The organism is Rhodococcus sp. 06-462-5, from assembly GCF_002258315.1.
Taxonomy (GTDB): Bacteria; Actinomycetota; Actinomycetes; order Mycobacteriales; family Mycobacteriaceae; genus Rhodococcoides.
In genome coordinates this window covers 86,718-96,961 of record NZ_NOYD01000015.1, presented here as the reverse complement: position 1 = coordinate 96,961, position 10,244 = coordinate 86,718, and the positions used below count along the sequence as shown (strand labels likewise).

Genomic DNA, 10,244 nt, shown 5'->3' with positions numbered 1-10,244 from the left:
GCAGATGCCAAGCCGCCCACCATCGAGAACCCAGCCTGCTTGCCGTTGAGCCACGACAGGAACGCAATTCCGGTCTTGTAGTAATACGTGGGCGCAGCGTGAAGCATCTGACGACGCTGTTCGTCCTGGCCGATCGCGCCGGGTTGCTGGCGGATCCATCGCTGGCCGCGCACCGCATGGGGCTCTACCTCGAACTGAACGGGGCAGCGTCGTGAGTATCGCACCATACGACCTCGACAACCCTTACGCAGCATTGTCTCTCAACACCAAGACGACGAACGCCTGGACGCTGAAGCAAGCCGTCGACGGTGCCGCACGGGCCGGGCTGGGTGCGGTGGCCCCGTGGCGGGATCGGATCCAGGAGTTCGGAGTCGGCGAGTCGGCCAAGCTGATCTCGGACGCCGGTCTGAGGGTGTCGAGCCTGTGTCGAGGCGGATTCCTCACGGCGATCGACGACGACGGTCTCGACGACAACCGTCGCGCTCTCGACGAAGCCGCCGAACTCGGAGCGCCCGAGCTCGTAATGGTTATGGGCGGCATCCCCGATCGCGACCTCATCGGAGCTCGGGCTCGAGTGGAGGAGAGGCTGGCCCTGCTCGTTCCGTACGCACTCGAGCGGGGTGTGCGCATCGCGCTCGAGCCCTTGCATCCGATGTTCGCGGCCGACCGCGCCGTCATCTCCACACTGGGACAAGCATTGTCGATGGCCGAACCGCACCCGGTGGAGGCAGTGGGCGTCGTCGTCGACACATTCCACGTGTGGTGGGATCCGGATCTGGAGTCACTGATCCGAACCGCAGGTGAGCGTGGCCGCATCAGCTCGTACCAGGTGTGCGACTGGCTGGTGCCGATGGAAGCCGACCCCCTCCTCTCGCGCGGAATGATGGGCGATGGGGTGATCGACTTCGATTCCATCGGCCGATGGGTACGAGTCGCTGGGTACCGAGGTGATGTGGAAGTGGAGATCTTCAACGCTGCGGTGTGGGCGGCCGACGGGGACCAGGTGATCGAGACCATGAAGCAGCGCTACCGCGATCTGGTTCTGCCCAGTCTGATCGCATGAGAGTCCTCTTTGCCCCCGATTCCTTCAAAGGCACCATCGACGCTGTCGATGCCGCCGCGGCACTGATCGAGGGGTGGGCGGCTGTCCGCAGCGGTGACGACCTGGTATCGGTGCCGCAGGCAGATGGGGGCGAAGGGACACTCGACGTGCTCGCCGCATGCTCGGCCGACTCGACGTGGTCGTCGGTGCCCGGTGTCTGCGGCCCCGACGGTCGGTCGGTCGACGCGCGATGGCTGATGCTCGAGGACGGCCGGGCGGTGATCGAGCTGGCGGAGTCGTCGGGCATCGCGATGATGGAGTCGCTGAATGCACTGACCGCGACGACGCGCGGGCTAGGAGACGTGATCAGGGAGTGCGGTTCGGACCGAATCTCGGTGGCACTCGGGGGCTCGGCCTCCACCGACGGCGGACTGGGAGTGCTTCGTGCGCTCGGTGTTCGGGTGCTGGACGAATCGGGTCAGGACGTTCCGGAGGGCGGTGCCGGTCTGCTGGCCGCCCGATCAGTGGGTGCGTCGGGCCTCGCGGGGGTACCGTCCGACATCGAATTGCTGACCGATACGCGCGCGGTGTTGTTCGGACCCGACGGTGCCGCGCACGTCTTCGGGCCGCAGAAGGGTGCGTCGGCCGCCGACATTGAGGTACTCGACGAGGCTTTGCAGCGCTGGGCCGAGTTGCTCGCCGCTGCCGGCTTGCCCGCCGACCCGTTCATGCCTGGGACCGGTGCTGCCGGCGGGGTGGGATTCGGGCTGTGCGCGCTGGGGGCTCGTATATCGGGCGGGGCCGAACGGGTGTCGGAGCTGACGGGGCTGTCGGCTGCTGTTCCTGCCGCCGACCTCGTGGTGACGGGTGAGGGCAAGTTCGATCGCACGTCGCTGACGGGCAAACTCGTCGGACATGTGGTCCAGATATGTTCGGAGGCTTCGGTTCCGGTGGCGGTGGTCGCCGGGGCGGTGGATTCGGACGTCGAGGTGCGGACCGTGTCGCTGACGGACCTTGCCGGCGGCGCAGAGGCGGCCATGGCGGATCCACGACGATGGTTGATCGAAGCTGGACGGCGTTTGGCTGATGAAGTCCGATAGCGAGGGGCACCGAGAACGCTGCCATCAGCCGAATGCGATACGAAGCCCGACGCTCGCAGTTGCCCCACCGGCGCTGAGGATGAAGTTGTGTCGTCCTTCGTCGCGGAACACCATCTGCATCGGCAGGAACCAGAACCGATTCTCCCCGGTGAAGCCGGCACCGGGGATCTGGAGCCCCCGCTGATTCACGATGTGTTCGCCATTCGCGTCGAGGACTTCGAGTGTCGCGGGAAAGTCCTTACCGATGTCATCGGGTCCCGTCTGCAACAGTGCGACCAGCCGGCATTCGAGCATGCGGGTGTCGCGAGGAACCGTGCAGGAATCCCAGACGCCGCCGAGGATGTCGAGCATGTCGTTGGAGGCTCGCGCATACTCGGCGAAGAACAACCCGGTGATGATCATCGGCTTCCTCTCTCGTTCAACTGCCCCGAGGCAAAATGACCTTGGCTAGCCGCGTCGACCGATACGGCCACGCGCACAACTCTAGGCGGCGCGGCGGTCGCCCCTCGAGCTTCTACGCTGTCGTACGCAACGCCCACGCGCGCGCGAGCGCAAAGGTCGCCACGAGTACGCACAACACCGCCACGATCACGGCGACGAAAGTGGATGCCGTCGTGGAGAATCCGAGAATCCAGGCAGTCCCCGTTCCGACGAGGGTGGCGAGGACACCCCCGATCGGGAGAAGGGCAGCCACCACCTTGGTCGTCCGGGACGACAACGGATCGTGACTTGCCCTGAGCAGCAACCGAACCGAGGCGATTCCGAGCAGGTAGGCCAAAACTCCGGTGCCTGCGTACATCGGCAGCAAGTAGTCGGTCGAGACGCTCGAATTCTGACCGGAAAAGCTCGTTCCGACGAGAATCAGCACCGGCGTCATTCCCAGCGTCACTCCGATCAGACCGGCAACGACGACGAGCCCCACTCGCCGAGAGGGCTGGACGGCGAATCGAAAGCCGCACAGGTACAGCACCAGGCCCGCGAGCAAGCCGACCACTGCTCCAACCGAAGCGGCGACAATGGGCTGCACCCACGGCCCCAGAGTGGTGTCCGGACCATAGAACGACCCGCCGGAGACATACGCCGAATACCCTGCGGTTCTGGTCGCCGAGTGAGCCAGCACTGCAATCACCGCGCCGAGCAAAGCAAAACCACTTCCCTGTTTGATCACGCGTCAATGATGACGGATGTCCGATCTGCGTAGAGAACTTCGGCCGGAGTGTTGCTGGTGCACCTGTTGGTTCCTGATTCCGTTGGCAATTCGTCGAGCTATCCCGCCGATTCACAGGATTGTCCAAGCCGTACCCTTCGGCTACTGTCGAGGCAGGTTCAAGAGCGATAGCCGTAGGTACCTGGCCGGCTGTCCGGCAACCCCGTCTCCATCGACAGGGGTGCCCCAGGGGAAGAACCGGCGCATCCTGCGACTGCGGGTGCGCAAGTCGATGGAGGGTTACCCTCCAGGGCGAGGTGAACGATGTCCGGTAGTGACGAACTCGAAGCAGCACCGGCGAAGTGGGAACCGATTCCGCCGGAACGCCGTCGTACTTGGTGCCAAACGCTACTGAGTTACCCGCCGATCTGGTACGGCGTGTTCCCGATGATCGAGACTCGGAGGCGGGTGCTCGAAGGCGGATACGCCAATGCGGAAGCCTGGATCGACCTTGCGAAACGTGCTGAGGCAGTGGGTTTCACGCCGCAGACGTGGTTGATCTTTCGGCAGAGTCTCGAGCCCGCGTATCTGAAGGATCGGTTCCCGTCCCATCCCGAGAACATGCCGAAGCGGCGCGGTAACGGCGGTGTCGAGACGGTGGTGGTCGATCCCGAGGACTTCTCCGAATGGCCATGGCTGTTCGAGGCGGGATATCGCGCGGGCGAGGCGACCTGGCAGGCGCTGGCTGGCTGACTCACTCGAGTTCGGACAGGACCGGTTCGTCGGTGCCGCCTATGCGTCCTCCCCGATGTCCTCGAACCACAGGCTCGGTCGCTCGGCGAGCATGCGTTCCATCAGTTGAACGCATTCGGCGTTGTCGATGACGTCGACCTGCACGCCGTGCTCGCGTAGCAGGCTTTCCGATGTCTCGAAGGAGCGGTTCTCACCTACGACGATCCGAGGAATCTCGTACAGCAGTGCGGTTCCCGCGCACATGAAGCACGGAGACAACGTGGTGTAGAGCACCGACTTTCGGTACACCGAGGCGGGGAGTCGGCCTGCTCGTTCGATGCAGTCGGTTTCTCCATGACGGATTGCGCTGTCCATCTGGACGCGGCGGTTTCGACCCACCGAAAGAACTTCGCCATCATGGACGAGTGCCGCGCCTATCGGAACGCCGCCCTCATCCCAGCCGATCTGGGCCTGTTCGATTGCAAGTCCGAGGAAGTACTCGTCGGTGCGTGCGGGATCGGTCAAGGTTCCTCCTGGGCGTCTAGGAACTGTGAGCGTAATCCGTTCAGTCGACCAGGCGTCGAATGGATTGCCCAGGGGATCTTGTTGATTGAGCAGGCGTCGATCTGACGCACTCTGTCCTGTCCGCAACTGGGCCGCCAAGAAATCTGATAACTGCAACTGCACCCGGAAGCTGGGATCGCGCCGCGCCCGAAGCGGGCTGCGCCGAACGACGCAAGTTGATCTTTGAAGGGAGCTATGTCAACGACCTCTAAAGAGGGTGGCTCTTTACGATCATTGGTGAGAATCGTACGGGCTGAGCCGGAGGAGCTCGCTGCCGAGGCGTTGAAGCGGGATCGGTATCCCGCCCTCATCCACGGACAGATAGGTCTGTCCTGAGCCCGAAGCACACCCAGGATTGGCCAGGTACCCTCTGGAATTCTGGACGGCATTTATCGACTTCAGCGAGACGGCACTCAACAGACCGTGCTTGCATATGAAGGATCGAACACCTGGCCCTCGGCTGGGAAGTACCACTGAACCTTGGCGTACGCAGGCAGTCCGTTGCACGTACTCGGCTCGTAGGCAACGATTTCTGCCGGCGTCATCGGTGCACTCGCAACCGTGCCCGTCGGGGATACGTACGGTGCCATGCCGTGGCCCACCGCCCGATCGCCACCCCAGGAATCCCACACGATTTCACCGATGTAACCGCTCGGAGAACCGCCGAAGTACACGGTCTCCGGACGAATTTCGCCGTACCCCTCCGAGTTGCTCAGTGGGGTGCCGCCGAGAACCATGTTCGGATTCTCCTGCGCTGCAATCGGAGCGAATGCTGGGGGCGCGGAGTGCGCGGGCTGGCACTCGAAGGTTCCCGACAGCGCCGACCGATCCGCACTCACATATTGACCGGGCACACGGTTCGTGTCGGCAACAGTCCAGTTGTCGCCGACCCAGCGTGAGGTGGTCGTCTCGTTGTACGCCCCACCGGGCGTGACGATACCGAAGCTGACGTCTGCCTCGGTTTTCACCACACCGACCGAACCGGGCTCGGGGCATCGAACGAACACCCGGTACATCTCCGTCGGTACCGCCCACATGTACGCGGTTTCGTCCGGACTGATGACACCTTCGGGTGCAGGCACTGAAACCGGGCCGTCGTCCCAACCGATCACCCCGAACAGCTCGAAGCCACCCAACCCCATCTTGGCGTCGACGACGATGTCGGCACCCTGCTCCCGCGTGATGTTGAAGGCTCCGACGAACACCCCGGACGGAGTGATGTCGTCGGGAAATATGTGCTTGTTCGGCACACTCGATGTCGTGAGCGATGTCCCGGTGTCGATTCGTACAGTGATCTGGGCGTCGACGAGTTCGATTCCCACATTGTCGGGGTTGTTGTCGCCGTCGACGTCGACGGACGCAACTACCTCGCATGCACCTCTGGTGCCCACACATGGATTCCCAGCCGGCGTAGGTGGGGGTGTCGGCGTTTCGGGGTTGCTTTCGGCCGGAACATCGGCGACCGACGCGAGTGCTGAATCGCCTGAGTCCGGCGACAGAGTAGTTGCTTCGTCTGCGCCGCAGCCACCGATCAGCAGAGCGACGGAAATGGCAAGGACATGAACATGTTTGACGCGACGGAGCATATCGACAATCTAGAGGAGTCGGTGGTTTCCCGGCATCGGCTGAACAACCGACCTCGCAACCTCGTGGTCGATCATGTCGGTTGAACGTGGGATAGCAAATGAGTTGGGACGAATTTATCGTCGGGTGACTCAATAGGACCTCCCGCGGTCGCTCGTGGATCGTCGTGTGTCATCTGTCGGGAAGGAATCACCAATCATGAACTCCGATGCGGGGGGCTTCGCAGACGAACCCGACAACCAGCAGACTCGAGGGGCTCAACCTGACCTGCGATTCGACCTGCACCTGTGGCATGCGCTCGCAGCTCTGGCGGCTGTTTCGTTACTGGCCGCGATTTTTTCGGATTCCACGTTCGGATGGGTTTTGATCGCACTGGCCGCAGGCGCCGGAAGTTGGTACGTCCGTCAGCGAGATATCGGCTGGACGCCCGACATTCGTGAGGTGCTCGCGCAGCACCGACTTGCGGCACCGGTCCTGGGTGCGCGGCAGTCCGCTGAACCGAACATTGCGGACCCGGAACCGCCGATTCCGTTCCGAGCCATGACAATAGCCGAACTGTTCTCCGGTGCTTGGAAAGTGGTCTCCAAGAATTGGCCGACGCTGGTGGGTATCCCAGCGGCAATCCTGCTCGTGTTCCTCGCGATTGTCTTCGTGTCGATCTCCGCGATCGGGATGTTCGCGCTCGGTGCGTCGTCATCGTTGAGTGACAACACGCTTGTGTTGTCGGACAATCCGTTTTCGAGTCTGCTGCTCCTGTTACTCGCCTGGTTGCTGCTCATCATGGCGATCGCGCTGCCGGCCGACGCGTTGCTGCTGGCGTTGTCGGTTGTCGTGAGCGAACGAGCCGTGCGCGGACTGCCGGTTGGATTGCTCGACGTGTGGAACACCGCACGGAGCCGGATGTTCGCGGTATGCCGGATGACGCTGACGTTCTATGGTCTGTCTGCTCTACCCAGCCTCGTCTTCGTAGCACTGTTGTCGCAGGGTGGCGGACTGGGCAGCCTCGTGTTGGTGCCGTTCGTCAGCCTCGGCGTGTTCGCTGCGTCCATCCTGTTCAGCTTGGCACCGGTCGTTCTGGTCGTCGAGAGTCGAGGCGTGGTCGATTCCCTACGTCGATCGGTGAGTCTGTCGAAACCCGCCTGGGGCAGACTGATCGGGATCCACCTGCTCTGGTCACTGTGCTTCGTTCCGTTGATGCTCGTCACGGCGATCTTCGGTTTCAACCTGCTGGTCTACGCAGTGGTACTTGGAATCATGATTGCGGGATTCCGTGTACTGCAGCTGCTCATCTACACCGATCTACGTATTCGAGCCGAGCAGTACGACCACGAACTCATCGCAGAGTGGGCCCGCAACAGCGGGACCAGCTCGATCTGATGCGCGTCGGTACGTCGCTGCTCATCGTGTGTGCGTCGCTTCTTGTCGTCGTGGCGGGGTGTTCCCCTGAAAAAGCTCCGGCCTCTGCCATCGCTGAGATGACCGCTGTGCCGGAACAGTCGACATTCGAGGTCTCGACGACCGATCCGTCGCCGCCACCACCACCGGCCGCGGCCATCTCGCTCGTGGACCCGGCGACGTATGCCTGGCAGGAGGGCGGGCTGCAGGGATTCTTCTTCACGACGCCCAGTGGATTGTGGCGATGTGCCATTCTGGCGGACAGTGCGCAGGGCGGTAGTGACGATCAGATGGCTGGTTGTCAGCCGTCGTCGAGCATGCCGATGAACGTGGCGGGTGCGCCATCGGTACCCGACCACTACAGCGGGAATGTGACTGCCCCGAACGCGATCCTCGTGAACGCAACGGGAGACGCCAGATTCGCGAGCCTGAGCCAGGCCTTGTTCTGGCGTTACGACACAACTCCTGTCCTTTCGTACGGACAAACGTTGTCCACCAACGGGTTTTCCTGCAACGTGCAGGAGTCCGGCGTGTCGTGCCGCTCGGACCGATCCGGTAAGGGGTTCACGTTCTCGACCGGCGGATATCAGTTCGAGTACATCGAGGCACGTGGTGCCGCGACACCGGTGTCGACGGCCACAACGGGTGGCGTCGACCCTGTGCTCGGAAAAGTAACCGACACATATCAAGTGGGATACGGGGCAGTCCGGCCTCCGGAGATCAGCAACGGTGGTGCGTCCTTGTCCGGGGTCGTCACCGAGATCGTGTGGAATTCGTGGGGTGGGCCGACGGCCACCGGAACCGGCACGACCGCTCATGTCACCCCGGAGTCCCCTTCACCTGGCGCTGCACCACAGGAACGGGCATCGATCGTTGCCTTCGACCTTGGCGAATGCGACGGGATCTTCACGTATAGGTCATTCGTGTGGTTCTTCCCGCAGGATCAGTCACTCGAGGCCGCGAAGGCGAACGCTGTTCACGCGTGCTGAAGCGTGCCGTAAATTTCAGCCTCACGGCGCACCGCAGCCGTCCATTCGGACGAAGGCCGGTATGCGACGATTCACCGACATCGAGCGAGAGAAGACTTTGCGCAACGTCTCGGTTCTCGACCCAGGCCACTGCGCCTGGTCTTGCGTCGAACTTCAACCACAGGTCGAGGTCAGGACAGCTCGGAGCAGCGCTGATCGAGTAGCTGCTTCAACTGGCGCGTTTGCTTGTCATCGAACCCAATCACATCGACATCACCGATTCCGTTTCGAACGCCAGCGGCAACGTCGTCGAGTATGCGTCGTGTCGCACGTTCGGGCATCCCCAACCGGCCGGCGGACTCGACGAAATGCCCACGTGTCCAACGGTTCGCACGCCCGTAGAAGCTCAACGCCATCGGGTCACTCCAGGACGCGTAAGGCTGCGTGCACAGAAGGTCGTAGGCGGGTGTGACCGACCAGATTCCCCGAGTGTTCTTTTGTATCGAGTAGTTCTTTCCGTGCAGATCGCCGTTTCCGATCGCATACGAATAGGCCGTCAAGCGAAGAAGTTCGGCGGTGGCCTGGCGCGCAGAACCGCCGCCGCGCTCGACAGTGTCGGCGAGCAGCGCAATCACCGCTTCGGTCTTCATTCGGTACTTGGACGCGGGATAGAGCCCGGATACTTGGCACGCATCCTCTTGCGGAAGTCGTTGTTCACCGATCCGGTCGAATCGTGCCACCAGCAGACCACTGATTCCCTTGTCGTCCTCGATCACGCGGTGTCCCGGCGCCGAAAGCCCGCATCCACGTGCCAGATTCATGAAGAAGCTCTCGTTCTCGACCAGTCGCGGCAGTCGCGCGGGCGGGGCGAGTTTCAAGATGGCAGGCCCGGCCGTAGTCGACACCGGGGTCGAGTACATCTGCGCGGACACTTTGCCCTGAACGCCCGGCAGAGCGGACGGATCCTGACTCACCGACTCACCCGTGGACAGGGAATCGAAGAGGCGACGAAGATCGGGAACACGGTGCCTCGAATCGAATGCATTGCCCGCCAACGATATCTCTTGACCGCGTGGCAGCACACGAACGTCCCCGATGGTGTCCGATCCGACCGCCAGCAGCAGTGTGAAGTGATCGTCCTCGGACGTTTTGGTAGCTGTTACCACTCCAGTGAGACGAACGCCTTCCGGCAACAGGCCCGCGAAAAAGGCAGGGACGCTACCGCCCGATGCCCGCGCCTCCAGCGACGACTTCGGAATCGACCACGCGAGATCCGGCGGAGAAGCGCTGCCGAGGTAGTCGCTGTCGTACCGAAACACGACGTCGTTCCCCACACGCGTCAGTGAGCCGGCGAGAAGATCGCCCTTGTAGACATCGGCGGCATCGACATCCCGCAGCTCGGATACTTCGATCATGTCGCGTCCAGTGGCGGCACAGGCGATCCGGCGCGCGTGAGCAATGTGATCTCGCAGCCCAACGCCTCCGCGACAGCAACCGCGCCGTCGAGCTGCACCGTGTCTTTTCCAGCTTCTAGGGCCTGGACTGTCGAGCGCCCCACGCCGGCAAGTAACGCCAACTCGGCTTGAGTCATGCGCAACTGATGCCGACGCGCAACGAAGGCCCCGGCCAGCTCGCCGGAAGATTTCCGCGCTCGTCGTCGTGGTTCGGCCATCATCACTCCTTGTGCTTGCGCAAGCATGCATATCGGAGCT

13 protein-coding genes and 1 riboswitch are annotated in these 10,244 nt (G+C 62.7%); of the genes, 6 read left to right on the top strand and 7 right to left on the bottom strand.

The window, feature by feature from the left end; translation table 11 throughout:
- On the bottom strand, positions 1–107 hold a 107-nt coding region (locus tag CH251_RS11895), incomplete at its 3' end, for a DUF993 family protein (protein ID WP_373454944.1).
- Between CH251_RS11895 and CH251_RS11890 the strand changes: the two genes are divergently transcribed.
- The 3 genes from CH251_RS11890 to CH251_RS11880 are packed head-to-tail and all read left to right on the top strand — an operon-like array spanning position 99 to position 2,142.
- Positions 99–215 carry a DUF993 family protein gene (locus tag CH251_RS11890; protein ID WP_143544967.1) on the top strand — a complete coding sequence of 39 codons (117 nt, stop codon included), beginning with the start codon at positions 99–101 and terminating at the stop codon, positions 213–215. The two genes, CH251_RS11895 and CH251_RS11890, sit on opposite strands and share 9 nt — an antisense overlap.
- Entirely contained in the window at positions 212–1,063 is an 852-nt protein-coding gene (locus CH251_RS11885) for a sugar phosphate isomerase/epimerase (RefSeq protein ID WP_094613434.1), read from the top strand. Before CH251_RS11890 ends, CH251_RS11885 begins: the two co-directional genes overlap by 4 nt.
- The gene (locus tag CH251_RS11880; RefSeq protein ID WP_094613433.1) at positions 1,060–2,142 is read left to right on the top strand and encodes a glycerate kinase; all 1,083 of its coding nucleotides are present in this window, start codon (positions 1,060–1,062) and stop codon (positions 2,140–2,142) included. The genes CH251_RS11885 and CH251_RS11880 overlap by 4 nt, the downstream gene beginning before the upstream one ends.
- Before the next feature lie 24 nt (positions 2,143–2,166).
- Here CH251_RS11880 and CH251_RS11875 read toward each other — a convergent pair whose 3' ends face one another.
- On the bottom strand, positions 2,167–2,544 hold the full coding sequence (locus CH251_RS11875) for a hypothetical protein (RefSeq protein WP_032395019.1): 378 nt from the start codon (positions 2,542–2,544) through the stop codon (positions 2,167–2,169).
- A gap of 112 nt (positions 2,545–2,656) precedes the next feature.
- Entirely contained in the window at positions 2,657–3,310 is a 654-nt protein-coding gene (locus CH251_RS11870) for a hypothetical protein (protein WP_094613432.1), read from the bottom strand.
- A gap of 156 nt (positions 3,311–3,466) precedes the next feature.
- A riboswitch (SAM riboswitch) is annotated at positions 3,467–3,586 on the top strand.
- A gap of 27 nt (positions 3,587–3,613) precedes the next feature.
- Between CH251_RS11870 and CH251_RS11865 the strand changes: the two genes are divergently transcribed.
- Positions 3,614–4,042 (top strand): mandelate racemase/muconate lactonizing protein, encoded by a 429-nt coding sequence (locus CH251_RS11865; RefSeq protein WP_094613431.1) that lies wholly within the window; start codon positions 3,614–3,616, stop codon positions 4,040–4,042.
- A gap of 39 nt (positions 4,043–4,081) precedes the next feature.
- Here CH251_RS11865 and CH251_RS11860 read toward each other — a convergent pair whose 3' ends face one another.
- Together CH251_RS11860 and CH251_RS11855 are read right to left on the bottom strand one after the other, a co-directional pair.
- Entirely contained in the window at positions 4,082–4,546 is a 465-nt protein-coding gene (locus CH251_RS11860) for a nucleoside deaminase (protein ID WP_094613430.1), read from the bottom strand.
- 452 nt (positions 4,547–4,998) lie between these two features.
- On the bottom strand, positions 4,999–5,976 hold the full coding sequence (locus CH251_RS11855) for a hypothetical protein (protein ID WP_094613429.1): 978 nt from the start codon (positions 5,974–5,976) through the stop codon (positions 4,999–5,001).
- Positions 5,977–6,367: 391 nt separating this feature from the next.
- Between CH251_RS11855 and CH251_RS11850 the strand changes: the two genes are divergently transcribed.
- Both CH251_RS11850 and CH251_RS11845 read left to right on the top strand, forming a co-directional pair.
- Positions 6,368–7,546, top strand: a complete 1,179-nt coding sequence (locus CH251_RS11850; protein ID WP_094613428.1) for a hypothetical protein — start codon at positions 6,368–6,370, stop codon at positions 7,544–7,546.
- 98 nt (positions 7,547–7,644) lie between these two features.
- Entirely contained in the window at positions 7,645–8,553 is a 909-nt protein-coding gene (locus CH251_RS11845; protein ID WP_143537875.1) for a DUF6636 domain-containing protein, read from the top strand.
- A gap of 170 nt (positions 8,554–8,723) precedes the next feature.
- On the opposite strand, the gene CH251_RS11840 is transcribed toward CH251_RS11845, so the two are convergent.
- Both CH251_RS11840 and CH251_RS11835 read right to left on the bottom strand, forming a co-directional pair.
- Complete coding sequence (locus CH251_RS11840) at positions 8,724–9,947, bottom strand: type II toxin-antitoxin system HipA family toxin (protein WP_094613426.1); 1,224 nt, start codon at positions 9,945–9,947, stop codon at positions 8,724–8,726.
- Positions 9,944–10,204 carry a helix-turn-helix domain-containing protein gene (locus tag CH251_RS11835; RefSeq protein ID WP_094613444.1) on the bottom strand — a complete coding sequence of 87 codons (261 nt, stop codon included), beginning with the start codon at positions 10,202–10,204 and terminating at the stop codon, positions 9,944–9,946. Before CH251_RS11835 ends, CH251_RS11840 begins: the two co-directional genes overlap by 4 nt.
- Positions 10,205–10,244 lie beyond the last annotated feature (40 nt).